Annotated in this window: 29 protein-coding genes and 2 tRNA genes; 13 read left to right on the top strand and 18 right to left on the bottom strand. The window is 67.4% G+C overall.

The genetic code is table 11. From position 1 onward, the window contains the following. Window positions 1-303: 303 nt before the first annotated feature. Window positions 304-915, bottom strand: a complete 612-nt coding sequence (locus ACW18C_RS11255) for a TIGR02466 family protein (protein WP_492070933.1) — start codon at window positions 913-915, stop codon at window positions 304-306. Between the two features lie 213 nt (window positions 916-1,128). On the opposite strand from ACW18C_RS11255, the gene ACW18C_RS11250 reads away from it, so the two are divergent. Continuing rightward, a complete protein-coding gene (locus ACW18C_RS11250; RefSeq protein WP_492070932.1) occupies window positions 1,129-3,120 on the top strand; it encodes an acetyl/propionyl/methylcrotonyl-CoA carboxylase subunit alpha in 1,992 nt (663 codons plus the stop codon). Here the strand turns inward: ACW18C_RS11250 and ACW18C_RS11245 are convergent. Then, a complete protein-coding gene (locus ACW18C_RS11245; RefSeq protein WP_292150569.1) occupies window positions 3,117-3,407 on the bottom strand; it encodes a putative quinol monooxygenase in 291 nt (96 codons plus the stop codon). The genes ACW18C_RS11250 and ACW18C_RS11245 overlap by 4 nt on opposite strands. A 95-nt stretch (window positions 3,408-3,502) precedes the next feature. Between ACW18C_RS11245 and ACW18C_RS11240 the strand changes: the two genes are divergently transcribed. The 3 genes from ACW18C_RS11240 (at window position 3,503) to metG (ending at window position 7,109) form a co-directional block, all read left to right on the top strand. Further along, on the top strand, window positions 3,503-3,901 hold the full coding sequence (locus ACW18C_RS11240; protein WP_492070930.1) for a DUF1489 family protein: 399 nt from the start codon (window positions 3,503-3,505) through the stop codon (window positions 3,899-3,901). 51 nt (window positions 3,902-3,952) lie between these two features. After that, window positions 3,953-5,302 carry an MATE family efflux transporter gene (locus ACW18C_RS11235; RefSeq protein WP_426026240.1) on the top strand — a complete coding sequence of 450 codons (1,350 nt, stop codon included), beginning with the start codon at window positions 3,953-3,955 and terminating at the stop codon, window positions 5,300-5,302. Window positions 5,303-5,390: 88 nt separating this feature from the next. Further along, the gene (gene metG / locus ACW18C_RS11230) at window positions 5,391-7,109 is read left to right on the top strand and encodes a methionine--tRNA ligase (protein ID WP_492070929.1); all 1,719 of its coding nucleotides are present in this window, start codon (window positions 5,391-5,393) and stop codon (window positions 7,107-7,109) included. Between the two features lie 88 nt (window positions 7,110-7,197). Here metG and ACW18C_RS11225 read toward each other — a convergent pair whose 3' ends face one another. Continuing rightward, the gene (locus tag ACW18C_RS11225) at window positions 7,198-7,530 is read right to left on the bottom strand and encodes an ArsR/SmtB family transcription factor (protein ID WP_230307715.1); all 333 of its coding nucleotides are present in this window, start codon (window positions 7,528-7,530) and stop codon (window positions 7,198-7,200) included. 44 nt (window positions 7,531-7,574) lie between these two features. Between ACW18C_RS11225 and ACW18C_RS11220 the strand changes: the two genes are divergently transcribed. After that, window positions 7,575-7,922, top strand: a complete 348-nt coding sequence (locus tag ACW18C_RS11220; protein ID WP_008258902.1) for a carboxymuconolactone decarboxylase family protein — start codon at window positions 7,575-7,577, stop codon at window positions 7,920-7,922. Here the strand turns inward: ACW18C_RS11220 and ACW18C_RS11215 are convergent. From ACW18C_RS11215 to rlmB, 3 genes are read right to left on the bottom strand one after another with little or no spacing between them, the layout of a single operon-like run. Continuing rightward, window positions 7,919-8,248 (bottom strand): rhodanese-like domain-containing protein, encoded by a 330-nt coding sequence (locus ACW18C_RS11215; RefSeq protein ID WP_008259958.1) that lies wholly within the window; start codon window positions 8,246-8,248, stop codon window positions 7,919-7,921. The genes ACW18C_RS11220 and ACW18C_RS11215 overlap by 4 nt on opposite strands. Then, window positions 8,245-9,066: a TerC family protein gene (locus ACW18C_RS11210; RefSeq protein WP_008262837.1), complete on the bottom strand. Its 822-nt coding sequence runs from the start codon at window positions 9,064-9,066 to the stop codon at window positions 8,245-8,247. Before ACW18C_RS11210 ends, ACW18C_RS11215 begins: the two co-directional genes overlap by 4 nt. A 31-nt stretch (window positions 9,067-9,097) precedes the next feature. Further along, complete coding sequence (rlmB, locus tag ACW18C_RS11205; RefSeq protein ID WP_492070927.1) at window positions 9,098-9,982, bottom strand: 23S rRNA (guanosine(2251)-2'-O)-methyltransferase RlmB; 885 nt, start codon at window positions 9,980-9,982, stop codon at window positions 9,098-9,100. 148 nt (window positions 9,983-10,130) lie between these two features. Between rlmB and ACW18C_RS11200 the strand changes: the two genes are divergently transcribed. The 3 genes from ACW18C_RS11200 to tuf all read left to right on the top strand — a co-directional run bounded on the left by ACW18C_RS11200 (window position 10,131) and on the right by tuf (window position 11,612). Further along, window positions 10,131-10,214, top strand: a tRNA-Tyr gene (locus ACW18C_RS11200). An 81-nt stretch (window positions 10,215-10,295) separates the two neighbouring features. After that, window positions 10,296-10,369: transfer RNA gene (locus ACW18C_RS11195), tRNA-Gly, on the top strand. Window positions 10,370-10,421: 52 nt separating this feature from the next. Beyond that, on the top strand, window positions 10,422-11,612 hold the full coding sequence (tuf, locus tag ACW18C_RS11190) for an elongation factor Tu (RefSeq protein ID WP_040349698.1): 1,191 nt from the start codon (window positions 10,422-10,424) through the stop codon (window positions 11,610-11,612). A 106-nt stretch (window positions 11,613-11,718) separates the two neighbouring features. Here the strand turns inward: tuf and ACW18C_RS11185 are convergent, their stop codons facing one another. Beyond that, complete coding sequence (locus ACW18C_RS11185; protein WP_492070926.1) at window positions 11,719-12,378, bottom strand: COQ9 family protein; 660 nt, start codon at window positions 12,376-12,378, stop codon at window positions 11,719-11,721. A 187-nt stretch (window positions 12,379-12,565) separates the two neighbouring features. Here ACW18C_RS11185 and rpsU point away from each other — a divergent pair, with 187 nt between their 5' ends. Continuing rightward, window positions 12,566-12,826, top strand: coding sequence for a 30S ribosomal protein S21 (rpsU, locus tag ACW18C_RS11180; RefSeq protein WP_035310689.1), 261 nt, complete (start codon window positions 12,566-12,568; stop codon window positions 12,824-12,826). A 101-nt stretch (window positions 12,827-12,927) separates the two neighbouring features. On the opposite strand, the gene ACW18C_RS11175 is transcribed toward rpsU, so the two are convergent. The 8 genes from ACW18C_RS11175 to ACW18C_RS11140 form a co-directional block, all read right to left on the bottom strand. Beyond that, on the bottom strand, window positions 12,928-14,286 hold the full coding sequence (locus tag ACW18C_RS11175) for an ABC transporter permease (RefSeq protein WP_492070925.1): 1,359 nt from the start codon (window positions 14,284-14,286) through the stop codon (window positions 12,928-12,930). After that, window positions 14,283-15,233 carry an ABC transporter ATP-binding protein gene (locus tag ACW18C_RS11170; protein ID WP_492070923.1) on the bottom strand — a complete coding sequence of 317 codons (951 nt, stop codon included), beginning with the start codon at window positions 15,231-15,233 and terminating at the stop codon, window positions 14,283-14,285. The genes ACW18C_RS11175 and ACW18C_RS11170 overlap by 4 nt, the downstream gene beginning before the upstream one ends. 75 nt (window positions 15,234-15,308) lie before the next feature. Beyond that, window positions 15,309-17,195: a CocE/NonD family hydrolase gene (locus tag ACW18C_RS11165; RefSeq protein ID WP_492070921.1), complete on the bottom strand. Its 1,887-nt coding sequence runs from the start codon at window positions 17,193-17,195 to the stop codon at window positions 15,309-15,311. Window positions 17,196-17,263: 68 nt separating this feature from the next. Beyond that, window positions 17,264-17,899, bottom strand: a complete 636-nt coding sequence (locus tag ACW18C_RS11160) for a M23 family metallopeptidase (RefSeq protein WP_008262584.1) — start codon at window positions 17,897-17,899, stop codon at window positions 17,264-17,266. 146 nt (window positions 17,900-18,045) lie between these two features. After that, window positions 18,046-18,666, bottom strand: coding sequence for an SAM-dependent methyltransferase (locus tag ACW18C_RS11155; protein WP_492070920.1), 621 nt, complete (start codon window positions 18,664-18,666; stop codon window positions 18,046-18,048). Between the two features lie 64 nt (window positions 18,667-18,730). After that, window positions 18,731-18,955 (bottom strand): YdcH family protein, encoded by a 225-nt coding sequence (locus ACW18C_RS11150; protein ID WP_426026229.1) that lies wholly within the window; start codon window positions 18,953-18,955, stop codon window positions 18,731-18,733. A gap of 36 nt (window positions 18,956-18,991) precedes the next feature. After that, window positions 18,992-19,477, bottom strand: coding sequence for a TIGR02444 family protein (locus ACW18C_RS11145; RefSeq protein WP_154726993.1), 486 nt, complete (start codon window positions 19,475-19,477; stop codon window positions 18,992-18,994). After that, window positions 19,474-20,073, bottom strand: coding sequence for a UbiX family flavin prenyltransferase (locus ACW18C_RS11140; RefSeq protein WP_052005156.1), 600 nt, complete (start codon window positions 20,071-20,073; stop codon window positions 19,474-19,476). Before ACW18C_RS11140 ends, ACW18C_RS11145 begins: the two co-directional genes overlap by 4 nt. Before the next feature lie 115 nt (window positions 20,074-20,188). Here ACW18C_RS11140 and ACW18C_RS11135 point away from each other — a divergent pair, with 115 nt between their 5' ends. Next, window positions 20,189-20,362: a YdcH family protein gene (locus ACW18C_RS11135; protein WP_008262715.1), complete on the top strand. Its 174-nt coding sequence runs from the start codon at window positions 20,189-20,191 to the stop codon at window positions 20,360-20,362. A 109-nt stretch (window positions 20,363-20,471) separates the two neighbouring features. Here the strand turns inward: ACW18C_RS11135 and ACW18C_RS11130 are convergent, their stop codons facing one another. Beyond that, window positions 20,472-21,137: a DUF1013 domain-containing protein gene (locus ACW18C_RS11130; protein ID WP_008263868.1), complete on the bottom strand. Its 666-nt coding sequence runs from the start codon at window positions 21,135-21,137 to the stop codon at window positions 20,472-20,474. A gap of 220 nt (window positions 21,138-21,357) precedes the next feature. Between ACW18C_RS11130 and ACW18C_RS11125 the strand changes: the two genes are divergently transcribed. After that, window positions 21,358-21,969 carry a beta/gamma crystallin-related protein gene (locus ACW18C_RS11125; RefSeq protein ID WP_008260432.1) on the top strand — a complete coding sequence of 204 codons (612 nt, stop codon included), beginning with the start codon at window positions 21,358-21,360 and terminating at the stop codon, window positions 21,967-21,969. Here the strand turns inward: ACW18C_RS11125 and ACW18C_RS11120 are convergent. Beyond that, complete coding sequence (locus ACW18C_RS11120) at window positions 21,966-22,937, bottom strand: NAD(P)H-quinone oxidoreductase (protein ID WP_492070918.1); 972 nt, start codon at window positions 22,935-22,937, stop codon at window positions 21,966-21,968. The two genes, ACW18C_RS11125 and ACW18C_RS11120, sit on opposite strands and share 4 nt — an antisense overlap. Window positions 22,938-23,028: 91 nt before the next feature. On the opposite strand from ACW18C_RS11120, the gene ACW18C_RS11115 reads away from it, so the two are divergent. Both ACW18C_RS11115 and rcdA read left to right on the top strand, forming a co-directional pair. Beyond that, window positions 23,029-23,232, top strand: a complete 204-nt coding sequence (locus tag ACW18C_RS11115; protein WP_008263967.1) for a DUF1192 domain-containing protein — start codon at window positions 23,029-23,031, stop codon at window positions 23,230-23,232. A 91-nt stretch (window positions 23,233-23,323) separates the two neighbouring features. Further along, the gene (gene rcdA / locus ACW18C_RS11110) at window positions 23,324-23,854 is read left to right on the top strand and encodes a protease adaptor protein RcdA (protein ID WP_492070916.1); all 531 of its coding nucleotides are present in this window, start codon (window positions 23,324-23,326) and stop codon (window positions 23,852-23,854) included. Window positions 23,855-23,910: 56 nt separating this feature from the next. On the opposite strand, the gene ACW18C_RS11105 is transcribed toward rcdA, so the two are convergent. Continuing rightward, window positions 23,911-25,473, bottom strand: a complete 1,563-nt coding sequence (locus tag ACW18C_RS11105) for a L,D-transpeptidase family protein (RefSeq protein ID WP_372705640.1) — start codon at window positions 25,471-25,473, stop codon at window positions 23,911-23,913. Between the last annotated feature and the right edge of the window lie 17 nt (window positions 25,474-25,490).

The following is a 25,490-nucleotide window of genomic DNA, read 5'->3' as shown; positions in this document are numbered from 1 at the left end:
GCGAGAAACTGACAAGCCGTTGGAATCGCTGGGGTGAGACCAGCGTCATTGTGACAGTTGGCGCCGTTCGGGGCCCCTCCGTCTCGCCGCTGCGCGGCGATCCACCTCCCCCAGGGGGGGAGGAGTGGGATGACGGAGATCCTCCCCCCTTGGGGGAGGTGGCGCGGCGCAGAGCGCCGTGACGGAGGGGGCAAACGCCTCGGAAAAGTCGGTGGGGCGTCAAAAGCCCCTCCACCCCTACGGGGGTCCCGAGACAGCGCGCCATTCAATCGGGGCGACGCTGGAATGGGGCGGAAGTTCGTCTCAGGCGTAGTTGAAGCTGATCGAGATGCGGTCGGACTTGGCCTGGTTGGTCGGGACCTCGTGGCGCAGCCAGCTTTCCCACATCAGGATCGTGCCTGGGCGGGGCGTCAGATAGACGAAGGGGCGTTCGGCCTCGGTCGCGTCCTCGGTGACGGAGGGGCGGGCCATCATGAAGGGCAGGCGGGGGTCTTCCAGTTTCAGCGACGAGGCGCCGTCGGGGATGTCGATATAGACGGTGCCCGACAAGAAGGCGTGAGGGTGGATATGGCTGGTGTGGCCGCCGCCGGGCTTGAGGATGTTGACCCAGAGATTGTCGAGCCGGGGCTTGCGGGCCAGGTCGAAATTCAGGGCCTTGGCGTAGGCGACGGCGTGCCGGTCGAGGTGGCGTTTCAACTCGGCGAACTCGGGGAAGCGCTGGGGCAGGTCGTTCAGCGAGGCGTAGGAGGTGTAGCCGCGATAGGCGTTGTCGCGGCACCAGCGGCGGCCGGCCGCGTCCTCCTCGGCCATCAGGCGGACGACGTCGATCAGTTGCTCGTTGAACTCGGCCCAGCCTCGGCCCTCGGCGAGGGAGGCTTCATAGACCTGGGTGACGAAGAGGGGGCGCAGGGACATGGGGGAGGGATAGCGGGTCGAGAGCGAGACGGAAACTCTCCCTCCCCATTTTGGGGAGGGGCGATCGCGGAGCGATCGGGGTGGGGCCCGAAAGGGCGCGAGCGAAATGGCCATGACCGCCCCACCCTGGCTCCGCTGCGCTCCGCCGTCCCTCCCCATGAAGGGGAGGGAGAACGGCTGTGCAGGCGTGGACGATCCGGCTAAGAACGCGTCATGTTCAAGTCCGTCCTGGTCGCCAATCGCGGCGAAATCGCCTGTCGTGTCTTCCGCACCGCCAAGCGGATGGGGTTACGCACCATCGCCGTCTATTCCGAGGCCGACGCCCAGGCCCTGCATGTGCGCGAGGCCGACGAGGCGGTGCGGATCGGCCCGGCGGCGGCGCGCGAATCCTACCTGGACGGCGCCAAGGTGCTGGCGGCGGCCAAGGCGACGGGGGCGGAGGCGATCCATCCCGGTTACGGATTCCTGAGCGAAAACGCGGACTTTGCGGAAGCTGTTGCAGCGGCGGGTCTGATCTGGATCGGACCGGACCCGGCCTCGATCCGGGCCATGGGTCTGAAGGACGCGGCCAAGGAACTGATGATCCAGGCCGGGGTGCCGGTGACGCCGGGGTATCAGGGCGCGGACCAGTCGGAAGCGACCCTGACGGCCGAGGCGGCGCGGATCGGCTATCCGGTGCTGATCAAGGCGGTGGCGGGCGGCGGCGGCAAGGGGATGAAACGGGTCGATGATCCGGCCGATTTCGCCGCCGGTCTGGCCAGCGCCAAGCGCGAGGGGGCCGCGGCCTTCGGCGACGACCGGGTGCTGATCGAACGCTACATCACCCGCCCGCGCCATATCGAGGTGCAGGTGTTCGGGGACCGGCACGGCGATGTCGTGCATCTGTATGAGCGGGACTGTTCGCTGCAACGCCGCCATCAGAAGGTGATCGAAGAGGCGCCGGCGCCGGGGATGAGCGAGGCCGTGCGGGCCGCCGTGACGGGCGCGGCGATCAAGGCGGCCAAGGCGGTCAACTATGTCGGGGCCGGGACCATCGAATTCATCGCCGACGCCTCGGACGGGCTGAAGGCGGACGGGATCTGGTTCATGGAGATGAACACCCGGCTGCAGGTCGAGCACCCGGTGACCGAGAGCGTGACCGGCGTCGACCTGGTCGAATGGCAGTTCCGCGTCGCGGCGGGCGAGCCCCTGCCGCTGAAGCAGGATCAGATCAAGCTGAACGGCTGGGCCATGGAGGCGCGCCTCTATGCCGAGGACCCGGCGACCGGTTTCCTGCCGTCGATCGGCCGGCTGGAGCATTTCGTCATGCCCGAAGGAATCCGCGTCGACACCGGCGTGGAACAGGGCGGCGAGGTCAGCCAGTTCTACGACCCGATGATCGCCAAGCTGATCGTGCATGAGGACACGCGCGAGGCGGCGGCGGCGCGGCTGGCCGAGGCGGCGGGCGAGGTCGAGGTCTGGCCGGTCAAGACCAATGCCGGCTTCCTGAAACGTTGCCTGGACCATCCGCGCTTTGTGGCGGGGGACGTGGATACGGGGTTCATCGCGGCGGAAGAGGGGACGCTCGTGGTCGGGAGAGGCCTTCGTGAGGTCGGCTTAGCAGGAGCGGCTCTGCTTGTGCAGAATATGAAGTGGGCTGAACCCTACTATGAAGATAGGCCATCTCCCTGGAGCAGCAGGTCGGACGGGCTTCTAGGGCTCAGAATGAACGCTCCCGCAGGTCGACAGTACATCAGCGTCGCGGGAGTATCTGACGCGGTCCAACTTCTAGGAAGCGGTAAGTTCGAGTTCACCGACGGTGATGCAAATCGTCCGATTGCGATCCATCCTGGCAACCGCCGGACAGGCGCGGTCAACCGGGTCACGGTTGGAGACGAAAGCCTCGGCTTTTTCGATGTGGAGGAGACCGTCATTTTCGCGGAAGGCGACGCTTACCCTGTGGAGTGGGCTCGTGCCAACCGCGGCGGGGATACCGGCGCCTTCTCAGACGGCTCCCTCCGCGCCCCCATGCCGGGCAAGGTCGTCGCCGCCCCGGTCAAGGCGGGCGACGCTGTGACCAAGGGCCAGCCGGTTGTCGTGCTTGAGGCGATGAAGATGGAGCACGCGCTGACGGCGCCCTTCGACGGGGTCGTCGAGCATGTGGCGGCTGTGGGCGATCAGGTGGTCGAGGCGGCCGTGCTGGCGGTGGTGAAGGCGGCGGACTAAAGCCCGAGACCGCCCAGCGGCCGGGTCAGGATCGAGTCGTCCATCTTGGCCATCAGGCCGTAGATGGGGCGCCAGGCGCCGCTTTGACGCAGATCTTCGCTCCAGGACAGATGGGTCGGCTGATCGGCCCAGACCTCCGTGACCCAGAGGACGTCGGCGTCGACCAGATCGTGCGCGACGATATAGGAATGACAGCCGTGCTTCCTGACGGCGGGGTCCATCAGGAGCAGCGCGAGTTCGTCGCGGCGACCCGGGTATGCGGTCAGGCGCGTGATCAATCCGTACATACTGGTTCCGTGGCGTCCCGTAGCGCGCGGGCCATGATCCGGCTTCGTCGTTAAAGAATCTGGCCAAGGCGGATAAGGGCGACTACGTGGGCGCCATGCCGCTTCACATGATCAAACTGGGCGTCGGGGTTCCCGACGTCGACTGGCTGGAGGCCCGCGCGGCCAGGAGCGGGCCGCTGGTGGTCCATACCCGGATGACGCCGAAACGCGCGCCCGAGATCGAGGACGGCGGATCGCTGTACTGGGTGGTCAAGGGCGTGATCGTCTGCCGCCAGCGCGTGCTCGACATCGCCACCCTGGGCGAGGGCAAGCAGAGCCGGTGCGAGATCACGCTGGAGCCCAAGGTCGTTCGCACGGCGCCGATGGCGCGCCGGCCCTTCCAGGGCTGGCGCTATTTCGAGCCCAAGGACGCGCCGGTCGATCTGACCGACCTCGACGCGGGCGAGGCGCCGGAGGAACTGGTGCGCCAGCTTCGCGAACTGGGCGCCTGGTAGGCCAGAGCTGCACGGTTTTTGGGTGTTGACCGGGGCGGTCGGGCGTGGCCTGTGCCGGCTCCGATGATCGCGCTCAGTTTCCAGACCCGTTCCGCCTTTCGCGACCTGCTGCACCTGGCATGGCCGGTGATCCTGGCGCGGATCGGCATCATGACCATGGGGCTGACGGACGCCATCGTGGTGGGGAATTTCTCCAGCAAGGAACTGGCCTTCCATTCGCTGGCCTGGGCGCCGACCTCGATCGTGGTGACGACGGCGGTGGGCCTGATGCTGGGCGTGCAGGTGATGACGGCGCGAATGCTGGGCGAGGGACGGCGGCACGCGGTCGGGTCTGTGCTGAGGCGGGGCATGACCTATTCGCTGCAGATCGGGGTGGTGTCGATGATCGCCCTGATCGCCGTCGGTCCCTGGGGCCTGGGCAAGATCGGGCTGGAGGACGGACTGGCCGAGGGGGCGGGGCCGGCCCTAGTGGTCTTCGCCCTGTCCATGCCCTTCTATCTGATCTCGGTGACGGGCCAGTTCTTCCTGGAGGCCCTGGGACGGCCCAAGCCCGGCATGGTGGCCATGTGGATCGCCAACGGGGTCAATCTGGCGCTGAACATCGTGCTGGTGCCGGACCTGCTGGGCATCGGCTTCGACGGCGCCTTCGCCTCGGCCTGGGCGACGTTCGGGGCGCGGGCGGCGCTGGCGATCTTCCTGGTGGTCTATATCCTGCGCCTGCCCGAGGCGCGGGCGCTGGGTATCTTCGACAAGCCCGAACGCGACCCCAAGGCGGCGCGCGAACAGGTCAAGGTCGGCCTGGGCGCCGGCGCGTCCTATTTCATCGAGGTCGGGGCCTTTTCGGGCTTCACCTTCTTCGCCGGTCAGATCGGCGCCGCCGAGACGGCGGCCTGGGCGGTGGTGCTGAACGTCTCGGCCATCGTCTTCATGTTGCCCATGGGCCTGTCGTCGGCGACGGCGGTGCTGGTGGGGCGCAGCTATGGGGCGGGCGACGGGCGAGGGGTGTTGCGGGCGGGTCTGGTCGGGCTGGGGGTGGTCACGGCCATGACCTTCGTGGTCGCCCTGCTGGTGTGGCCCAGCGCGCATCTGATCGTGGGCGCCTACAATCGCGATCCGGTCCTGCTGGCCATCGCCGCCCCGGCCCTGGTGCTGGCCACCCTGTTCTTCGTGGCGGACGGAATCCAGGTGGTGGCGGCCCAGGCGAACCGGGCGGCGGGCGACGTCTGGTGGCCCACGATCATGCATTTCGTGGCCTATGGGGCGGTGATGATGCCGCTGGGCTGGATTCTGGCGCACCGGATGGGCGTCGACGGTCTGGTCTGGGCGGTGGTGATCGCGAGCCTGGCGTCGTCTGTCTTGCTGACCGGGCGGTTCGTCAGGGTGGCGCGACGCCTGCCATAGACTCTCCGTCCCCATGTAGGGGAGGGAGAGGTGACGTCGCCGCTTCCGCTCTCTATATCCCTGCGCTTCCCCGAACTCCTGGACGATCATGGCCCGCATCCTCATCACCTCGGCGCTGCCCTACATCAACGGCATCAAGCACCTGGGGAATCTGGCGGGCTCGATGTTGCCGGCCGACGTCTGGGCGCGGTTCAAGCGGGCCCAAGTTCTTCCTGATGGAAGCCGGCATGAGGTCCTCTATATCTGCGCCACCGACGAACACGGCACCCCGGCCGAACTGGCCGCCGCCGCCGCCGGCCAGGACGTGCGCACCTATTGCGACGAACAGCACGAGATCCAGAAGGCGGCCGGCCAGGCCTTCGGCCTGAGCTACGACTGGTTCGGCCGGTCGTCCAACCCGCAGAACCATCGCCTGACCCAGCATTTCGCCGAGGCGCTGGAGAAGAACGGCCTGATCGAGGAGCGGGTGGATCGGATGATCTATTCGATCGACGACGCCCGCTTTCTGCCCGATCGCTATGTCGAGGGCACCTGCCCGCACTGCGGCCATGTCGGCGCGCGCGGCGATCAGTGCGACAACTGCGGCCGGCTGCTGGATCCGACCGACCTGATCGATCCCTATTCGTCGGTGTCGGGCTCCAAGAACCTGGAGGTGCGCGACACGCGCCATCTCTATCTGTTGCAGACCAGGATCGAGCCTCAGATCCGCGCCTGGGTCGACGGCAAGAGCGGCTGGCAGGTGCTGGCCAAGTCCATCGCTTACAAGCATCTGGACGAGGGGCTGATCGACCGCGGCATCACCCGCGACCTGGCCTGGGGCGTGCCGGTGCTGAAGGACGGCTTCCCCCGTCCGGGCATGGAGGACAAGGTCTTCTACGTCTGGTTTGACGCCCCCATCGAATATATCGCCGCGACCGAGGAATGGGCCGAGGCGACCGGTGGGTCTTGGCGCGACTGGTGGCGTCTGGACGAGGGGGCCGAGGACGTCCGTTATGTCCAGTTCATGGGCAAGGACAATGTCGCCTTCCACACTGTCAGTTTCCCGGCGACCATAATCGGCTCGGGCGAGCCGTGGAAGACGGTGGACCAGTTGAAGGCCTTTAACTGGCTGAACTGGTACGGCGGCAAATTCTCGACCAGCCAGAAACGCGGCGTCTTCATGGACCAGGCGCTGGAACTGCTGCCGGCCGACTACTGGCGCTGGCGCCTGACGGCCTATGGGCCGGAACACGCGGACTCGGCCTTCACCTGGGAGGATTTCCAGGCCTCGACCAACAAGGACCTGGCCGATGTGCTGGGGAATTTCGTCAACCGGATCGTCAAATTCGCCGAGTCGAAGTTCGACGGCGTCGTGCCCGAGGGCGGCGAGGCGGGTCCGGTCGAGATCCAGCTGGAAGCCGACATCAAGGCGGGAATCGCCGAGGCGACCGAACAATTCGAGGCCATGGAGTTCCGCAAGGCCGCGTCCGCGCTGCGCGCCGTCTGGGTGCTGGGCAACGAATATCTGCAGGTCGCGGCGCCCTGGACGGCGTTGAAGACCGACCGCGACCGCGCGGCGGTGGGTGTGCGGACCGGGCTGAATCTGGTGGCCCTGTTCGCGCGTCTGGCGGCGCCGATCCTGCCCTTCTCGGCCGAGAAGATCGCGGCGTCGGTCGGGTCCAGCGACCTGAGCTGGCCCGGGGCTGACGAGGATGTGCTGAACAGCCTGGCCGTCGGTCAGGCCGTGGCGGCCCAGGGCGTTCTGTTCGCCAAGATCGAGGACGCCCAGGTGGCCGAATGGTCCGAACGGTTCGGCGGGGCGGACTAAGCCGAACGGCCGGTTCCCCCTGAAGGCAGGGACAACGGATTAAACTCTACGCTTGAGCGCCCCGGGCGCGGCGCAAAGCCGCGCCCGGTCAGGCGTCGTCGCGTGCGCAGAAATGGTCGTACAGCACGGCCATGATCTGGATCGTCGCGGGATGGGCGATGAAATAGGTCAGGGTGCGGTGGTCGCGGCGGAAATCCACCACCCCCTCGTCCTTCAGCTTGGACAGATGCTGCGACATGGAGGCGGGCGCCACGCCCGTTTCGGCGATCAGGGCCGAGACGTTCCGCTCGCCCTGGGCCAGGGCGCACAAGATCATCAGCCGGTGGGGATTGGCCAGACCCTTCAGAAAGGCGGAGGCGTCGTCCACGCGCTGCGGAAGGGCGTGGGACAATTTCACCGTCATGGCGTCTTTACATTCCATGCTCGTCTCATATCGTAAAAATATGAATTGAGAAGGAGGCTGTCATGGCCAAGGACTATGCGGCGCTGACCCGCGACATCTCGACCTACATCGGCGAACTGCGCCGGCTGCAGCCCGGGCCGATGCAGGCCTTTTCGGAACTGGCGAAGTCGGCCACGGCCGAAGGGGCGCTGGACAAGAAGACCAAGGAACTGATCGCCCTGTCCATCGGAGTGACGCAGCGGTGCGACGGCTGCATCGGCTTTCACGCCAAGGCGCTGAAGGATCTGGGAGCCACGCGCGACGAGATCGCCGAGGCCATGGCGATGTGCGTCTATATGGGCGGCGGGCCGGCCCTGATGTACGCGGCCGACGCCCTGAGGGCGTTCGACCAGTATTCCGAAGCGGCCTAGGCCTCGATGATCGGCAGACCGGCGGCGCGCCAGTCCTGGATGCCGCCGGTCAGGTTGAACAGGGGCTGGCCCTCGGGGCCGGTCGGGCCGACGAAGGCGCAGACCTGGTGGCTGCGGCCGCCGCGCAGGCACATGACGATGATCCGGCGATCCGCCGGGAGGTCCAGCGCCTCCCAGGCGGCGGGCATGGCGCTGAGGGGGGCCAGAATCGCGCCGTCGATGCGGGCGGCGGCGAACTCGTCCGCCTCACGCACGTCGATCAGAACGGCCTCGCCCGCGCGCAGCCAGGCGGCGGCCGTTTCGACATCGACCGTGGCGACGGTCATGGCGCGGGCGTCGGCGCCGGCGCGGCGGGTTCGGCCGGGGCCGGGGTCGGGCTGGTCTCGGTGCGCTTGTGCCCCAGGTGTTTGGCGGCTTCCTCGGGACTGATCTCGATGAAGGCCGGGGCCGAGGCGTTGAACTCATCCATATTGCCGGTGCGGACCACCACCTGGCGGGCGCCGTCCCAGATCATGTGGAGGGCGACATACAGGACCACGACAAGGCCGATATAGCCGATCCAGCGGAAACGGTGCAGCAGTTTGGCGATGAAGGTCGCCGCCACCCCCATCAGGGCGATGGACAGGATCAGGCCGAAGACCATGATCCACGGATGTTCATGAGCGGCGCCGGCGACGGCCAGCACATTGTCCAGCGACATGGTGATGTCGGCGACCATGATCTGGAGCAGGGCGGCGCCGAACGACTTGCGCTTGAGCCCCAGTTCTTCGGGCGAGGGGCCGGTGCCGTGCTCGATACTCATGGCGAGCTCGAGCTCCTTCTCCGCCTCGGCCTGGTCGTGGGTGCGCTGCTCCTGCAGTTCGCGCCACATCTTCCAGCAGACCCACAGCAGCAGCAGCCCGCCGGCCAGCAGCAGGCCGACCAGGGCCAGAAGCTGGACCGTGATCAGGGCGAAGCCGATGCGCATGACGACGGCGGCGGCCAGACCGATCAGAATGGCCTTCTTGCGCTGATCCTGGGGCAGGGCGGCGGCGGCCAGGCCCACGGCGACGGCGTTGTCGCCGGCGAGGACCAGGTCCATCAGCAGGACCTGGCCCAGCGCCGTGGCCTGGCTGGCGAGTTCGGGAGACGAGAGAAATTCCATGTCCGCTCCTTAACGCCGGTCCGGCCGTCTGTCAGCCGCGTTGCGCGCGCGTCGCCTCATAAAGCGCGACGGCGGCCGCATTGGAGACGTTCAGGCTCTCGAATCCGCCGGGCATGGGGATCTTGGCCAGGACATCGCAGTGTTCGGCGACCAGTCGGCGGATGCCGTCGCCTTCGGACCCCATGACCAGAACGGTCGGCTGGCGGTCCAGCGCCTCTTCCAGCGTCTGTTCGCCAGCGCCGTCCAGGCCGACGGCGCGCCAGCCCAGATCGGCCAGCCGCTCCAGGGCGCGCGACAGATTGGTCACGCGCGCATGGGGCAGGCGTTCGGTCGCGCCGACCGCCGCCTTGGCCAGGGCGCCGGCCAGGGCGGGGGCGTGGCGGTCCTGGACGACGATGCCCCGCGCGCCGAAGGCCAGGGCCGAGCGGAAGATGGCGCCCACGTTCTGGGGATCCGTCAGCTGGTCCAGCATGACGATGACGCCCTGGGCTGGTTCGGCCAGCTCTTCCAGCGAAACGCCCTCCAGCGGCTGAACCTTGAAGGCCAGGCCCTGGTGGACGGCGCCGGCCGGCAGCATCCGGCTCAGGGCCTGAACCTCGACGACCTCGATCTTGTGGCCGTGGGCCAGTTGGCCCTGTTCGATCTCGGCGGCGCGCTCGGCCGTGGCCAGCAACCGGCCCATGCCGCGACGCGCGGGATTCGCCAGCGCGGCCAGGACCGGATGACGGCCCCAGAGAAAATTATCGGCGTCGGACTTGCTTCGGTCCGCCGGACGGGGCGCGCGAAGGGGCTCCTCGCGGCTGGAAAAGCCTTGTGCGACGGGCTTTTGGCCCTTTTCGCGCGGGCCGGAAGACCGGTTTCCGAAGACCGGTTTTTTACCGCTTTTACGGTCGTTGCGTTCTGTTTTCGACGACACTATAAGACGCCCTCCGATTTGGAGCCCCAAGGGCTTTCGGGTCTGGGCGCCCCCTCTATCCTAGAGGAGGCGACAAGCCGAAGGCTTTTGTTTCGTCCCGCTTGATTAAGGGCGGAACGAGGGGTCCATCGGTTCGACAAGGCGCGCTGGGGGAATGTCCCGAGTGGCAAAGGGGGGGGACTGTAAATCCCCTGCGTAAGCTTCGAAGGTTCGAGTCCTTCTTCCCCCACCACGCGCCTTGACGGATACGATGGATCAGGACGACGGAGAGGAACCGGCTGCGGCGTTCCCCAAGAACTTCCGCAGTCTCCGCGCGGGTATAGCACAATGGTAGTGCAGCAGCCTTCCAAGCTGAGGATGTCGGTTCGATCCCGTCTACCCGCTCCAGGTTTTTTGATCAGCATCGCGCCCCTCAACCCGGGCCATCAGGAGTTTGGCCATGGCCAAGGAAAAGTTCGAACGCACGAAGCCGCACTGCAACATCGGCACGATCGGCCACGTTGACCACGGCAAGACGACGCTGACGGCGGCGATCACGATGACGCTGGCGAAGGCCGGCGGCGCCAAGGCGATGGCCTATGCGGACATCGACGCTGCGCCGGAAGAAAAGGCGCGCGGCATCACGATCAACACGGCGCACGTGGAATATGAGACGGCCAACCGTCACTACGCCCACGTCGACTGCCCCGGCCACGCCGACTATGTGAAGAACATGATCACCGGCGCGGCGCAGATGGACGGCGCGATCCTGGTGGTTTCGGCCGCTGACGGCCCGATGCCGCAGACCCGCGAGCACATCCTGCTGGCCCGTCAGGTCGGCGTGCCGGCTCTGGTGGTCTTCATGAACAAGGTCGACCTGGTCGACGACGAAGAACTGCTGGAACTGGTCGAGATGGAAGTGCGCGAGCTGCTGAGCTCGTACCAGTTCCCGGGCGACGATATTCCGATCACCAAGGGTTCGGCCAAGGCCGCGACCGACGGCGTGAACCCGGAAATCGGCGAACAGCGCGTTCTGGCCCTGATGGAAACCGTCGACAGCTACATCCCGCAGCCGGAACGTCCGGTCGACCTGCCCTTCCTGATGCCGGTCGAAGACGTCTTCTCGATCTCGGGCCGCGGCACCGTGGTCACGGGCCGCGTCGAAAAGGGCATCGTCAAGGTCGGTGAAGAAGTCGAAATCGTCGGCATCCGCCCGGTTCAGAAGACGACCTGCACCGGCGTCGAAATGTTCCGCAAGCTGCTGGACCAGGGTCAAGCGGGCGACAACGTCGGCGTTCTGCTGCGCGGCACCAAGCGTGAAGACGTCGAGCGCGGTCAGGTTCTGTGCAAGCCGGGTTCGATCACCCCGCACACCAAGTTCCTGGCTGAAGCCTACATCCTGACCAAGGAAGAAGGCGGCCGTCACACCCCGTTCTTCACCAACTATCGCCCGCAGTTCTACTTCCGCACGACCGACGTGACCGGCATCGTGCAGCTGAAGGAAGGCGTCGAAATGATCATGCCCGGCGACAACGCCGAGCTGAACGTCGAACTGATCACCCCGATCGCCATGGACCAGGGCCTGCGCTTCGCCATCCGTGAAGGCGGCCGCACCGTCGGCGCCGGCGTCGTCGCCAAGATCATCGAGTAATCGATAGTCTGACCTAAGTCGCGTAACAGAACGGCCCCCGGAGCGATCCGGGGGCCGTTTTGCTGTGGGGCGGGGGCTGGCGGCTTTGGCGCGGCCGACGCGCGAATCAGGACGCCGGCTGGTCCTTCGCCCCGTAGCGCATCCGACTCAGGGCGTCGCTCACCCTGCGGAACGGCGCCTCGAAATCCTTGCCGGCCTTCCATTTCTCGAAGGCCATGACGTTTTCGATTCGACGGGCGACGAAGGCCTCGGCCGGCGCGCGACCGTCGAACCAGCGCATCGTCAGGGCGGGGATCAGGATGCCCGACAGGATGGTGCGCTTGGAATAGTGGTTCCAGTCCGTGGTCTCGTCGCCGGCCCAGCGCCACAGGTGGTCGGCGCTCTCCCAGGCCAGTTTCAGCCCCAGGTCGGCGTTGGTCGGCAGGGCGAGGAAGGCGGCGCAGCGACGGGTCGCCTCCAGGTCGGCGGCGCCGGCCTCCATCCGCTCGGACACGGCGCGGGCGATTCTGTCGCGTATCTTCAAGGACTTGGCGTCGATTACGGCCAGGGCCTCAAGCGCACGGGCGTCATGGCGGCGCGAGAGCAGGGCGGCCAGATCGCGCGCGCCATTGGGCAGAAGCAGTTCCTCGTCGCCGCGCGACAGGCCGCAGGCCTCGCAGGCTTCCCGCACCAGACGGGCGTTCCAGCCCAGGGCGGGGGCGCGCGCGACGGCCGCATCCAGCACGGTCTGTTCGGTCCAGTCGGCCCAATCGTCGTTCTGTGTCATGGGCGGATCATACGCCCGTCTCATCGGGCTTTCGAGCCTCGAAGAATGGTTGCGACGAACTGGACAGAATGGGGCGGCTCGTGTATCAGCGCGCCTTCATCCGGGAGCCCGACTTCCGGAAGACAATTTTATTTTGTTCGCCCGTCTCCCTCACAGGACGCGGCGGGCGGCCAAAGGAGAGTTCAACCTGGTACAGATTTTCGTTCGCGATAATAACGTCGATCAAGCGCTGAAAGCCCTCAAGAAGAAGATGCAACGCGAAGGCAGCTTCCGTGAAATGAAGCGCCACGTGCATTACGAAAAGCCGTCGGAAAAGCGCGCCCGTCAAAAGGCCGAAGCTGTCCGCCGCGCCCGTAAGCTGGCCCGCAAGCGCGCTCAGCGCGAAGGCCTGCTGCCCCCGCCGAAGCCGCGGGTTCCCGGCCCCGGCGCCGCTGGCGGCAGCCGCTAAGGCTCAGGCTCAGGCCAAAAGATTCGAGGCCGCCTCCGCAAGGAGGCGGCCTTTTTCTTTGTCTCCACCCTGCAAAGCGGGGAGGAGACCGCGTGGCGTGCTCAGCCCCGGCCGGTGATCGCCCGGCCGAAGGTCTTCCAGCTCAGTTTGACGTCCGACAGGGCGCCGGCCCGGAAGGCGCGGCCGGCGATCCAGACCATCAGGGCGGCGGTGGCGAACATGCCGATCAGGGTCAGGACGATCTCGACCAGAGGCGGATCGCTGGGCGCGCGGGCGCTCATCAGGAAGGGGGTGAAGAAGGGAATCCACGACAGGACCTTGACCACCGGCGCGTCGGGACTGGTCAGGGCCATCTGCATGACCAGCATGGGCACGACCAGGATCATCATGATCGGTCCCATCAGGGTCTGGGCGTCGCGCGGCGTCTCGCAGAAGGCGCCGATGGCCGCGAACAGGACCGCGTACATCAGATAGCCGCCGACCATATAGGCGATGAAATAGAAGACCAGGCCGTCGTGCATCAGCACCTGTCCGACCGTCGCCGCCGTCTGGGGCGAGGCGGACAGCAGGCCGAACGTTCCGATCCCGCCCCAGACCACCAGCACGCTCAGGGTCAGCATCGCCACGCCCAGCACCTTGCCGGTCAGGATTTCGGTCGCCGAGGCCGACGACAGCAGGACCTCCAGGATCTTGTTCGACTTCTCCTCCATCACGCTGTTCAGCAGGATGGAGGCCCCGGTGATGACCAGGGACCATAGCAGGAAGCCGGCGGCCAGGCCGATGAAGGAGGGGATGCGGTCGCGCATCGAGACCTCGCCCCCGCTGGCGGCGTTGGGCGAGAAGGCCTTCACCTCGGGGCGGAAGCTCTGCACCTCCTGGGCCACGGCTGGGGCGACCCCGGCGGCGGTCAGCAGTTCGGTGCGGCGGGCGTCGCGCAGGGCGCTGCGGATGAAGCCGGAGACGTCGTTGTCATTGGCGCGGCCGGTCCAGACCTGGGCGGCGGGCTTGCCGTCGACGCGGCTCAGGAAGACGACCGCGTCCAGGCGGCGGTCCTTGGGCGTCTCCTTGTCCAGGGCCGTCTTGATGGCGGCGTCGCGGGCCGGGCCGGTCGTCTCGGCGATGGCGGGCGGCGGGGCGACCAGGCGGATCTTGGGACCGCTGATGGAGGCGACGGCGCGGCCGGCGCCGGCCTGTCCCTTTTCGGCGGCTTCGCGCAGACGCTCGTTCTGACGGTCCAGATCGGACTGGAGCGAGGCGCGCACGGCGGCGGTCAGGCCCGTGGCGGTCGGACCGTCCTCGACGACGGCCACGGCCTTGATCGGTTCGGCCGACTGGATCAGCAGGGGAATGCCGCCGCCCAGCACGGCGAACAACGGCAAGGCCAGCAGTGACAGCCAGAAGCCCACGGTCTTGGCGTAGGCGACATATTCGCGCCGGGCGATCAGCAGGGTGCGCTTCATTGGACCGCCTCCGAAGGGGTGACGGCTTGATCGGGATTGTCCCCGGTCAGGCCGATGAAGGCGTCGTGCAGGGTCGGCTCCTTCAGGGCGAAGCCGCGCACGTCCAGCCCGTTCAGGAAGGCCGCCTTCAGCGTCTCCTGCCCACCTGCGCCGGGCGCCAGGGCGATCTTCAGCCGTCGCACCCCGTCCGTGTCGGACAGGATCTCGACCCCCGCCACGCCAGGCAGGGCCGCTGCCGCCTCGGGCGTGATGGCGCCGTCCAGATCAAGAAAGCGCGGCGAGGTGGCCTTGGCCTCGTCCACCGAACCCTCGAACGCCTTCTTGCCCCGGGCGAGCAGCACGACCTTGTCGCACAGCCGTTCGGCGTGCTGCATCACATGGGTCGAGAACAGGACGGTGGCCCCGTCCGCCGCCAGCCCCCGGATCATCTCTTCGAGCCCCTGCTGGTTCATCGGGTCCAGGCCGGAGAAGGGCTCGTCCAGGATGACGAACTCGGGCTTGTGGACCACGGCGGCGATCAGCTGGACCTTCTGGGCCATCCCCTTGGACAGCTCCTTCATCTTCTTCTTCTGCGCCGCGCCCAGCCCCTGCTGCTCCAGCAAGAGTTTCGCGCGTTTCTTGCCCTCGTTCATGGGCAGGCCCTTCAGGGCGCCGAAGAAGGCGATGGCCTCGACCGGGGTCATCTTCTTGTAGAGGCCGCGCTCCTCGGGCAGGAAGCCGATCCGGTCGCGCACGAACCGCCCATTGGGCGCGCCCAGAATATCGATCCGCCCCGCGCTCGCCTCCTGCAGCCCCAGGATCATCCGCAGGGTCGAGGTCTTGCCCGCCCCGTTCGGGCCCAGAAAGCCGCAGATCGAGCCCTTGGGCACCTGAAAACTGAGATCGCGCACGGCGTCGAACCCGCCGTACCGCTTGCTTACGCTTTCCAGCGTCAACGCCGCCGTCATCTCGTCTCCCCCCACAGTTGCAGTCAGCCTAGCAAGGCCGAAGCGGTTCAGGCCAGCCGCTTCGGCGTCGCGCCCCTACTTCAGGACGGGCAGGTCGATATAGGAGGCGTCCTCGCCCGCGTGGTGGAGGGCGTTGTCGGCGATCACGCCCTGGGTTTCCGTCTCGTTTGGGCCGCCCGTATTCAGGTTGCGGACGAACTTCGGGAAGTTGGAGCTGGTCACTTCCACGCGGATGCGATGGCCCGGCTGGAAGGTGTTGCTGACCGTCATCGGCGTCGGCTGCACCGTCGCCACCTGGCCGGGGACCAGGGGCGTCGGCCGGGCATAGCCGTCGCGGTAGCGCGCCCGCATGATGGTGTCGCCCAGGATATAGGCCGTCCCGTCCGGCGCCACGTCCACCAGCTTGACCGCGAAGTCCGTATCCGCCGCCGACGACGACACCTTCAACACCGCATCGATGAAGCCGGTCACCTGCATCGGCGCGGTCAACGGCTCGGACGTATAGACCAGCACGTCGTTGCGCGCCTCGATCGGGCGCTGGTCGAAGGCGCCGGCCGTGACCAGGCCGCCGTTGCAGCAGTCGCCGCCGCCGATGGTCTGGACCGGGTTCATCGGGTCATAGCGATAGCGGTCGGCCGCTTCTCCGGCCGGCGGCGCCTCCAGGCTGAGGCGGCCGTCGCCGTTCAGGCTGTTGGCCTCGCCGCTTGAGCGCAGGTACATCCGCACCGTCTCGACGCCCTGCGGCGGCCACTGGGCGGCGGTGCGCCACCTGTTTTCGCCCATGTTGAAATACTGGACGTGAGGGGTCGTGGTCGGGAAGGCGCGGGCTTCGCCCTTCAGCCAGCGGTCGAACCAGGCGGCGACCAGGGCGTCGCTGTCGAAGCTGGCGTCGCCCAGGTCCCGGTCGCCCGAGCGGAAGTTCGGCCCCAGGCCGCCGAAGGCGCAGTGGTTGTTCGGTCCGACCACGACATACTGGTTCTCGGCCGCCTCGCGATCCTGGGTGGTCGAACGGGCGTGGTTGAACAGCTCCATGTTCGGGCCGATGGACACGTCGTACCAGCTGTTGAACCACAGCGACGGCACGCCCCAGCCCATGTCGTCGTGATACAGGCCTCCTTCGCGCCAGGCCGGATCGTCCGGCGTCCGCGCGATCAACGCCTCGAAGGTCGCCGGCGGCTCGCCCAGATCCTTCATCATCTCGTTGACGGGCAGGTGGCGGATCTGGCTGGGCCAGTTCACGTCCGGCTTCTCGGCGTCCAGGTCGTTGTAGCGGACGATCCGGGCGCGGGTTTCCTGATCGATATCGCCGGGGATCTGGGCCCGCTGCGGATTGTCCACGCCGTACAGCCAGACGAAGAACAGGTTGCGGGGCACGCCGCCCGTGTACCAGTTGCCCTGTTCCTGGAACCGGCCGACCTTGCCGATGCCGGCGCCGGACGCCTGGGGCACCATGGCGGCGTGAGCCGGGTGGTTCTGGGCGGCCAGGGCCAGTTGCCACTCCGCCGAGGAGGAACAGCCCAAGGTGCCGACCTTGCCGTTCGACCAGGGCTGGGCCGCGATCCAGGTCAGGGCGTCATAGCCGTCGGTCTGGGGATAGCCCAGGATCTCGTAATCGCCCTGCGAGAAGTAGCGGCCGCGTTCGTTCTGCATCACCAGGGCATAGCCCCGGCTGACCCAGGTCAGGGCGCTGCGCGTCGAGCGCGCGTTGTAGGCCAGTTCGTTATAGGGCGTCCTGACGAAGACCGTGGGCAGGGGCCCCTTGGCGCCCTTGGGCCGATAGATGTTGGTCGCCAGGCCCACCCCGTCCCGCATCGGAACCATCACCGCCATCTCGACATCGGCGATGCGGGACAGTTCGGACTGGGCCGCCGCGTCGCTGTAGCGGTTGTAGTTCTGGGCCGAGGCGGCGATGGGGGCGGCTGACAAGGCGGCCGCGACAACGGCGGCGACAAATCTGTTCATATCCAGTCCCTCCACGGAAAGGGGAGGTTAGGACGATCTCGGCCCGCGTCGCAACGGATTGCTCAGGCTCAGGCCTTGGCCTTCACCGCGACGTCGAAATGTCTGCCCATGACCTTGGTCGGGTTCACCTGGCCGCCGTTGCGGCGGACCTCGAAATGAAGGTGGGGACCGGTGGAATAGCCGGTGGAGCCGACAAGGCCGATGCGCTGGCCGGGCGTGACCGCGTCGCCGCTGGCCACGTCGATGCGGCTGAGATGGCCATAGACGGTGCTGAGACCGTTGGGGTGGCGGACTTCGATGAAGTTGCCGTAGCCGCCGGCGTCATAGCCGGTGCGGACGATCCGGCCTTCTGCGGCGGTGAAGACGGTCGTTCCCTTGGGCGCGGCGATGTCGACGCCCTTGTGGGCGCGGGCGCGGGCCTCGATCGCCAGTTTGCGCAGGCCGTAGGGCGAGTTGATCGCATAGCCGCGCACCGGGGCCGAGAAGACGATCTGGCGCATCACCGGACCGGGCGCCTCGACCTGGGCCTTGACCGGCGGGGCCACGGGGGCGGCGGCCAGGGCGGGCGGCGGGGTCTCGCGCGTCACGCCGGGGGCGGCGGCGGCGGCCAGCACGGCCACGGCGGCGAAGGCGACCGTCTGGCCGGAGTGGATCAGAAGGCTCTTGCAGCGCGCCAGGGGCGCGTCGGTCAGCAGGCGTCGCATTCGGCGGCGTCTCCAGCGTATTCACGCTCTGGATTTGAAGGCGCGGCGGCGCGGTCTCGCGGCGGCCGTCCCAGGGGAGGCCGGCTTATGCCCGGCGGCTGGGGCGACTTTTGGGCCGTCGTCTGGCGGCGGATGGTCGCAGAGCGTCAGCCCGGGGGACGGCGTGCGATCAGATCGATGAGGGCCGAGCGGCCATGGTGGCCCGAACCTTCGTGAAGATCGGCGTCATAAGCGTCCAGCGTCTTGATCTCGAAATCCCCGAAAGCCTGGCGCAACAGCTCCGGCGTATAGAGGTAGTCCACCTGGGGCGGACCGCCGGTGCCGTATTCGATCTGGCGCGGGGTGTAGCCGTGCAGCAGGATCAAGCCGCCGGGTTTGACGGCCCTCTTCATGCCCTCGAAAATCTGGTGTCTGAAATCAGGGGCGGCGAACTGGATGAAGACAGCGACCACGGCGTCATAGGCGGCCTGGGGCCAAGCCCAGTCCTGCAGGTCCTGCACCCTGAAATCCACCTCCACGCCCGCTTCGCGAGCCAGGCTTCGCGCCTTGTCCTGGCCGGAAGGCGAGATGTCGGTCGCCACCACATCGTGACCCAGAGACGCCAAATACACGGAGTTGCGACCCTCGCCGTCGGCGGGGGCGAGAATCCGACTGCCCGGTGTCAGAGCCTTCGCGTGGTTCAGCAGAAAGCGGCTGGGGGCCGTGCCGAACACATAGTCGTCGGTCGCGGCGTAACGCGCGTCCCAGCCGGTGCTTGCAGTCGCCATGATCGCCCTCGTTATTTTGCGAGTCGTTATCAACATTCCGCGCCCGGCGCAATCCGCCGAAGGGTCAGGCGATGATGTCGGGCAGGATCTGGTCTTCGATCTTCACGATCTCGTCCTTGATAGCCAGTTTCTTGCGCTTCAGCCGGGCGATCATCAGCTGGTCGGGAACGGCGGCCTGGGTCAGGGCGTCGATGGAGGCGGAAAGGTCGGAATGTTCGAGGCGCAGCAGTTTGACGCGGGCGTGAAGCGCCGCCTCTTCCTCGCTGTATTCCGGAACGTCGTCATTCATCGTGCAATCCCCGAAACGAGTATAGCCACCGGCGTCTCAGGCCGGAAGGGCGTCGGCCAGCCGGATCAGGGCGGGACGCGGCGTAACCTGGGCCCAGACCCGCGCCGTCGCGACCAGGGCCTCGACAAAGGGGCGAGGCGAGCCTGTCGGGGCCTCCGACGCCAGGGCCTCCAAGGCCTCAAGCAGATGGCGCTCCGCCAGCAGCTCCAGCGCCTTGACCCGGTCGCGCACGGCCTGGCGGGGTTCGTCGTCGATGTCGGGGATCGGCGCCTTCAGGGTGCGGCGGATCGCACGCAGCGGCGCCACCACGACGCTGTCCCAGGCGCGAGCGGTGTCGCAGGCGGCCTCGATGGTCTCGGCGTCCGGATTGCGACCCGTGGCCGCGATCCAGGCGGACCACAGCAGGACCGGCACGTTCTGCTCATGATTGTCCTGCAAGGCCACACAGGCCTCGCTGACGCCCGGCGCACCATAGGCGGCGACCGCCCAGTCCCACAGGGGCGCGGATTGAGCGGCCGTCACTTGAGCCCCTCCCAGCGCCGCACGGCGCTCCAGTCCAGGCCGAACAGGTCCAGGGACCGGCCGACCGACTGGTCCACCATCTCCAGGATCGACGCCGGCCGGGCGTAGAAGGCGGGCAGGGGCGGGGCGATGATCGCCCCCATCTCGGTCAGGGCCGTCATGGTCCGCAGATGGCCCAGATGGAAGGGCGTCTCGCGCACCATCAGCACCAGAGGCCGACGTTCCTTCAGGGTCACGTCGGCGGCGCGGGTCAGAAGGGACGAGGTCACGCCGGTGGCGATCTCGCTCATCGTCTTCACCGAACAGGGGGCGACGATCATGCCCAGGGTCTTGAACGACCCCGACGCGATGGTGGCCCCGACGTCGGCCATCTTGTGGACGACGGTCGCCTTGGCCGTCAGGTCGGCGGGCGACAAATCCGTCTCCTGCGACAATGTGAGCAGGGCCGCCTTGGACACCACCAGATGGCTCTCGACGCCGAGATCCTTCAGGGCGTCCAGCACCCGTGCGCCATAAATCGCTCCGGAAGCCCCTGAAATTCCTACGACCAGCCGATAAGGAGGGTTCCGTATGGCTCCGTTCACATCATGGACCATTTTAAGGGTCAGCCTCCGTGGGTCCGGCGAGACCGGCTGTCACTGGAATGTGATTCCACAGCCTGCCGAACCGGGCGCTCACTCTACTGGTCCCTAACCTACGGAGGCGCAAGCCATGACCATCGAGGCTCGTATTCGCGAACTGGGTAATCGTCATCGCACCCTGGATCAGACGATTCAGAAGGAGCTCACCCGTCCGTCCGTGGACACGTTGCAGGTCAGGGAGCTGAAGCAGAAGAAGCTCCGGCTGAAGGAAGAAATCACCAGTCTGGAGGCGCGGGCCCACTAAGGGGCGCACGACCTCCCGAAAACGACGACGGCCCCGGAGCGCGATCTCCGGGGCCGTTTTTCGTTCTGTCTCCGCCCTGTCGCGTAGCGATGGGAGGAGGCGACGCGTCTCAGTCCTTGGTGCCGAACACCGACGCGGCGGTCGGTTCGGCGCCGGGACGCTGGCGGGCTTCCGGCACGAACTCGGGTTCGGCCTCGACCTCTTCCACCGGCTGGATGGTGCCGCCGCCCTTTTTCAGGTCGTCCTTGGTCTTCTTGTCGGCGGCCTTCTTGACGATTTCGTCCAGCACCAGCTGGCCGACCAGGCCCAGGGTCACGGGATCGACCGGTTTGATGTTGGCGCTGTTCCAGTGGGTGCGGTTGCGCACGCTTTCGATCGTGGACTTGGTGGTGCCCAGCAGTTTGGCGATCTGGGCGTCGGTCACTTCCGGGTGGTTGCGCACGAACCAGGCGATGGCGTCCGGACGGTCCTGGCGACGCGAGACCGGCGTGTATTTGGGGGCCGGCTTGGCCGACTTCATCAGTTCGGCGTGACGGCTGACGATGGCCTTCAGGCGATAGTTTTCGTCGGCCTGGGCCTTGTCCAGTTCCTCGCGGGTCAACTGGCCGCCGGTGACGGGATCGACGCCGCGGATGTCGCGGGCCACGTCGCCGTCGGCGATGCCGCGCACTTCAAGCGGATGCAGGCCGCAGAAATCGGCGATCTGCTCGAAGCTGAGGGAGGTGTTGTCGACCAGCCAGACCGCAGTGGCCTTCGGCATAAGAATGTCGCTCATGGGGCGTTCGTCCCGGAATGGTGGGGCCGCCGAATGGGGGTTCGGCTGGCGTTGGATACGACGGCGCCCGGCCTTTCGACCGGGCGCTTATGGTTTCGATATAGGCCTATTCGCCCGAAAAGAAAACGCCGCCGAACATTCACGTACAGCCACGGTTCATGTGCGCCGAGGCAACCTTCGCGGTAGTCGAGGCTTTCGCCTTCGGGAGAGGAGAAACATCATGTCCATTCTGCTTGGGGCCGCCATGGCCGCAGCCCTGGCTTCGGGCCAGGACATCACCGCCCAGCGGGTCGCGCCGCGCGGCAGCTACGCCCGGTCCTGCACCGAGGCCTATACGCACCGGGGCCGCCTGTACGCCGATTGCCGCGACATGCGCGGCCAGATTCGCGGCACCTCGATCGAGCTGGCGCGCTGCGGCGACGAGGAGATCAACAACGACAACGGCCTGCTGGTGTGCGGCCGGTTCCGGGGCGACTACGAGGATCGCCAGCCCGATCGGCCCGGCGGCGGGCCCGGCAACGGAGGTGGTTGGAACGGCGGAAATGGCGGCGGTTGGAACGGCGGCGGCTGGGGCCGGTCTTCGATCACCGTCTATGAGAATTCGAACTTCCGCGGCGCCTCGCGGGAATTCGTCGGCGAGGACCGCAACCTGGGCCGCACGCCTTTCAATGACCGGATCAGTTCGGTGCGTGTCCAGGGGCGGTGGGAAGTCTGCACCGACGCCGAGTTCCGGGGCCGTTGCCGTATCGTCGAAGGCGATATCCGCAATCTGAGCGGCGGCTTCAACGACAGCATCTCGTCGATGCGCCCGGTGCGGGGCGGTCGCTACTAGGCCGTCAGCACGAACTTGCCGACGTGATCGCCCGCCTCCAGCGCGCGATGGGCGTCGGCGGCGCGCTCCAGCGGGAAGGTCGCCTGCACCGGCGGCCGGACCGCCCCCGAGACCACCCAGGGCCAGACCGTCGCCTCCACGGCGGCGGTCAACCGGGCCTTTTCGTCGGCTGAACGGCTGCGCAGGGTCGAGCCGGTCAGCACCAGCCGTTTCAGCATCACCCGCATCAGGTCGATCTCGACCTTGGACCCCGACAGCGAGGCGATGACCACCCAGCGCCCGCCGGCCTTCAGCGCCTTCAGGTTCAGTTCGGCGTAGTCCCGCCCCACCATGTCCAGCACCACATCGGCCCCGCCCGCCTCGGCGATGGCGGCGGCCAGATCGTCGGTTTTGGCGTCCAGGCTGACGTCGGCGCCCAGGGCGCGTGCGGCGGCGGTCTTGTCCGCCCCACGCGAGGTGGCGATCACCGTCGCGCCGGCGGCCTTGGCCATCTGGATGGCGGTGACGCCGATGCCGCTGGTTGCGCCGTGGATCAGCAGCGTCTGGCCGGCCTTCAGCCCGCCCGCCTCGAACACATTGGCGAAGACGGTGAAGACCGTCTCGGGCAGGACCGCCGCCTGCACATAGTCCAGTCCGTCCGGGATCGGCAGCAGATGCCGGGCGTCCACCACGACCCTGTCGGCGTAACCGCCCCCGCCCAGCAGGGCGCAGACCCGGTCGCCGACGGCCCAGCGCGTCACGCCCTCGCCCACGGCCTCGACCTCGCCGGCGACTTCCAGCCCCATGATGTCCGAAGCCCCCGGCGGCGGCGGATAGACGCCATTTCGCTGCAACAGGTCCGGCCTATTGATTCCCGCCGCGTGAACCCGAATCATCACCTCGCCGGCGCGGGCCACAGGGTCGGGCCGGTCCGCCAGCCGCAGCGCCTCGGCCGGTCCTGAACCGCCTTCGATCTCGATGACCCGCATAGTCGCTCCGCTTGCAATCGTCCGTGTCCGGGCGTTCAGATAGGCGCCCCGGCCGCGTGCGGCCATGGCAGAATGAAGAAAGGCGACGACGATGTTCGAGGATATCGAACCCCGCCCCCGGCGCGGCGAGGCCCTGACCGCCCTGGGGCGCGAAGATCTGGACCTCTATTCGATCGACGACCTCGAGGAGCGGATCGAGGCTCTGGATCACGAGATACAGCGCGCCCGCTCGGCCATAGAGGGTAAGAAATCCAAGAAGAGCGCCGCCGACGCCCTGTTCAAATTTGGAGCGTGATCGCGCAGGGATCTAAACCGTGGCATGACGGTTGCAGTCCTGACGGCAAGGGCGCCGTCCTTGCCCAAAGTCAGAACAGCGTCCACTCTCCATGATGATGTCCACCATGAACCTGAGCGACACCCAGAGCACGGGCTCCAAGGCCGACCGCGGTCGCAAGGTGCAGGACTTCGCCCGCTCGGAACTGTTCGACCGCACCTTCCGCGAAGGGATGGAGTTGGTCGAAGAGACCGCCGCCTATCTGGACGGCGAGGGGCGCCGGGATTCCAAGATGCTGTCCCGCGCCGCCGCCCTGGCCTATGCCGCCGAGAGCATGAAACTGACCACGCGCCTGATGCAGATCGCCTCGTGGCTGCTGGTCCAGCGGGCCGTGCGCGAGGATGACATGACGCCGGACGCCGCCTGCGAGCCGCGTTATCGCCTGAACGACCGCAAGATCGAGAGCGAACCCAGCCACGCCGAACTGCCCATCGCCCTGGTGGAATATCTGGTCCGGTCCGAAAAACTGTTCGACCGGGCGCTATATCTGGACCGCCGCATGTATCTGGACGTCCAGGAAGAGCAGCCGCAAAATCCCGTGCTGAGCCAGCACGGCCTGCTGGAAGCCGCGTTCAAGGGTTGAAGCGTATAACGCTGAACTTCTCCCTCCCCGCAGGGGGAGGGAGACGACTATGAGTTCTACGGCCCGACGTCGTTGACGTCGCGGCGGCCGTCGTCGACCGGTTTGGGCAGGCTGACGGCGATGCCCAGGGCCTGGGCCAGCTTGTCGTCGCGGCCATAGACGTCCTCGCGGAACGCCACCCGGCCCTGACCGTCCACGAAGGCGGTCCAATAGAGCAGGCGCACCGAGATCTCGCGGCCGGTGGTGACGCGGGTCGTCTCGCGCGTGTCCTGGGCCGTGTCGAACTGCGCCAGCTTGACTGGGTCGGGCGACAGCAGCAGTCGCGCGAACTCGACCGCATTCTGCACCCGCACGCAGCCGTGGCTGCGCTGGCGCATTGACAGGTTGAACGCCGCCTTGGACGGGGTGTCGTGCAGGAAGATGGCGTAGCTGTCGCGCAGCTCGAACTTCACATAGCCCAGAGCGGCTTTCGGCCCGGCGCGCTGGATCACCGTGCCGTTCTGAACATACATGTCATTGGCGGCCAGATAGGCCGGCCCCTTGGGCAGGATCTCCCGGCGGGCGATGCTGGCCGGGACATACCAGGGCGGATTGGCGACCACCGAGGCGAAGGGCTTCTCCAGGCTGGGCGTCTGGTTTTCGGCCGAGCCGACGACGACGCGGTTGGAGTGGACCGGCTTGGCGTCCTTCCAATAGACCATGATGGCGGCGGCGGTGTTGACCTCGATCCGCTCGGGCGCGACCTCGCGCTTCAGCCAGCGGCGGCGTTCCAGGTTCAGGGCGATCTGGCGGGCGCGGTCCTCGGCCGAGGCCGACAGCGAACGCTGGGTCCCCGTGCCGATGCGGCCGTCGGCGCCCAGGCCGTGGCGGACCTGGAAGCCCTGAACCGCCTGTTGCAGCTCCGACCCATAGGTCAGGCCCTCGGTCTTCAGCCGCGCGCCGTTCGCCGCCGTCAGGTCGCCTTCGGCCGTCAGCCGGTCGATCAGGGCCGGGATGCGCCGGTCGCTCATGTTCGGCTCGATCGTCGGGCCGGCCGGGAAGGCGGGCCAGCCGCCCTGGGCCGCCAGGCGACGATAACGGACATAGCCCGCCGACAGGTTCTGATAGCCGATGTCGGTCGGCGCCAGACCCTCGAACCAGTCCAGCAGGATGTTGCGCGCCAGGGCGTCGCTCAGGCCGCGCGGCAGGTCCACGCGGTTCTTCTGCATCTCCCACAGGTCCTCGACCGTCTCGGGGCGGACCTTGCCCTCGGCCAGGACGCGGCCATAGGCCAGGGCTGCGGCCGTGGTGCGCAGATCCGACGAGGCGGGATCGGCGGCCAGGCCGACGAAGTCGAAATAGTCGCCGGCCGACAGGCCGTGCCGCTCGGTCCGACCGGCGACGGCGTTGAGGGCGCGCAGCCGATCGGCGGTCCACACCGGCCGCCAGCCGTTCATTTCATAGAAGGCGCGGACGTCGGCCTGTTGCGTCTCGGGCAGACGCGAAATCTGGTCGTTGAAACTGTTGTAGAAGGCGGTCGCCTGCGAACCGCGCTGCACGGTCACCTGCTGCGCGCGCGCCGTGGAGGCGAGGGTCACGGTCGCCGTCGCGACGCCCAGACCCAGTTCCCGTCTATTCATAACCCGTCCGCTTCCCG

The sequence above is a fragment of the Brevundimonas sp. FV1ye7S genome (genome assembly GCF_058680995.1).
The sequence above is the reverse complement of the archived record's forward strand: the minus strand, read 5'-3'. Positions and strand labels throughout refer to the sequence as shown.

Bases quoted from the DNA above. Each gene is read 5' to 3' on its own strand.
- ACW18C_RS11255 (WP_492070933.1), bottom strand. From the start codon at position 915: ATGTCCCTGCGCCCCCTCTTCGTCACCCAGGTCTATGAAGCCTCCCTC.
- ACW18C_RS11250 (WP_492070932.1), top strand. From the start codon at position 1,129: ATGTTCAAGTCCGTCCTGGTCGCCAATCGCGGCGAAATCGCCTGTCGT.
- ACW18C_RS11245 (WP_292150569.1), bottom strand. From the start codon at position 3,407: ATGTACGGATTGATCACGCGCCTGACCGCATACCCGGGTCGCCGCGAC.
- ACW18C_RS11240 (WP_492070930.1), top strand. From the start codon at position 3,503: ATGCCGCTTCACATGATCAAACTGGGCGTCGGGGTTCCCGACGTCGAC.
- metG (WP_492070929.1), top strand. From the start codon at position 5,391: ATGGCCCGCATCCTCATCACCTCGGCGCTGCCCTACATCAACGGCATC.
- ACW18C_RS11225 (WP_230307715.1), bottom strand. From the start codon at position 7,530: ATGGAATGTAAAGACGCCATGACGGTGAAATTGTCCCACGCCCTTCCG.
- ACW18C_RS11220 (WP_008258902.1), top strand. From the start codon at position 7,575: ATGGCCAAGGACTATGCGGCGCTGACCCGCGACATCTCGACCTACATC.
- ACW18C_RS11215 (WP_008259958.1), bottom strand. From the start codon at position 8,248: ATGACCGTCGCCACGGTCGATGTCGAAACGGCCGCCGCCTGGCTGCGC.
- ACW18C_RS11210 (WP_008262837.1), bottom strand. From the start codon at position 9,066: ATGGAATTTCTCTCGTCTCCCGAACTCGCCAGCCAGGCCACGGCGCTG.
- tuf (WP_040349698.1), top strand. From the start codon at position 10,422: ATGGCCAAGGAAAAGTTCGAACGCACGAAGCCGCACTGCAACATCGGC.
- ACW18C_RS11185 (WP_492070926.1), bottom strand. From the start codon at position 12,378: ATGACACAGAACGACGATTGGGCCGACTGGACCGAACAGACCGTGCTG.
- ACW18C_RS11175 (WP_492070925.1), bottom strand. From the start codon at position 14,286: ATGAAGCGCACCCTGCTGATCGCCCGGCGCGAATATGTCGCCTACGCC.
- ACW18C_RS11170 (WP_492070923.1), bottom strand. From the start codon at position 15,233: ATGACGGCGGCGTTGACGCTGGAAAGCGTAAGCAAGCGGTACGGCGGG.
- ACW18C_RS11165 (WP_492070921.1), bottom strand. From the start codon at position 17,195: ATGAACAGATTTGTCGCCGCCGTTGTCGCGGCCGCCTTGTCAGCCGCC.
- ACW18C_RS11160 (WP_008262584.1), bottom strand. From the start codon at position 17,899: ATGCGACGCCTGCTGACCGACGCGCCCCTGGCGCGCTGCAAGAGCCTT.
- ACW18C_RS11155 (WP_492070920.1), bottom strand. From the start codon at position 18,666: ATGGCGACTGCAAGCACCGGCTGGGACGCGCGTTACGCCGCGACCGAC.
- ACW18C_RS11150 (WP_426026229.1), bottom strand. From the start codon at position 18,955: ATGAATGACGACGTTCCGGAATACAGCGAGGAAGAGGCGGCGCTTCAC.
- ACW18C_RS11140 (WP_052005156.1), bottom strand. From the start codon at position 20,073: ATGGTCCATGATGTGAACGGAGCCATACGGAACCCTCCTTATCGGCTG.
- ACW18C_RS11135 (WP_008262715.1), top strand. From the start codon at position 20,189: ATGACCATCGAGGCTCGTATTCGCGAACTGGGTAATCGTCATCGCACC.
- ACW18C_RS11130 (WP_008263868.1), bottom strand. From the start codon at position 21,137: ATGAGCGACATTCTTATGCCGAAGGCCACTGCGGTCTGGCTGGTCGAC.
- ACW18C_RS11125 (WP_008260432.1), top strand. From the start codon at position 21,358: ATGTCCATTCTGCTTGGGGCCGCCATGGCCGCAGCCCTGGCTTCGGGC.
- ACW18C_RS11120 (WP_492070918.1), bottom strand. From the start codon at position 22,937: ATGCGGGTCATCGAGATCGAAGGCGGTTCAGGACCGGCCGAGGCGCTG.
- ACW18C_RS11115 (WP_008263967.1), top strand. From the start codon at position 23,029: ATGTTCGAGGATATCGAACCCCGCCCCCGGCGCGGCGAGGCCCTGACC.
- rcdA (WP_492070916.1), top strand. From the start codon at position 23,324: ATGATGATGTCCACCATGAACCTGAGCGACACCCAGAGCACGGGCTCC.
- ACW18C_RS11105 (WP_372705640.1), bottom strand. From the start codon at position 25,473: ATGAATAGACGGGAACTGGGTCTGGGCGTCGCGACGGCGACCGTGACC.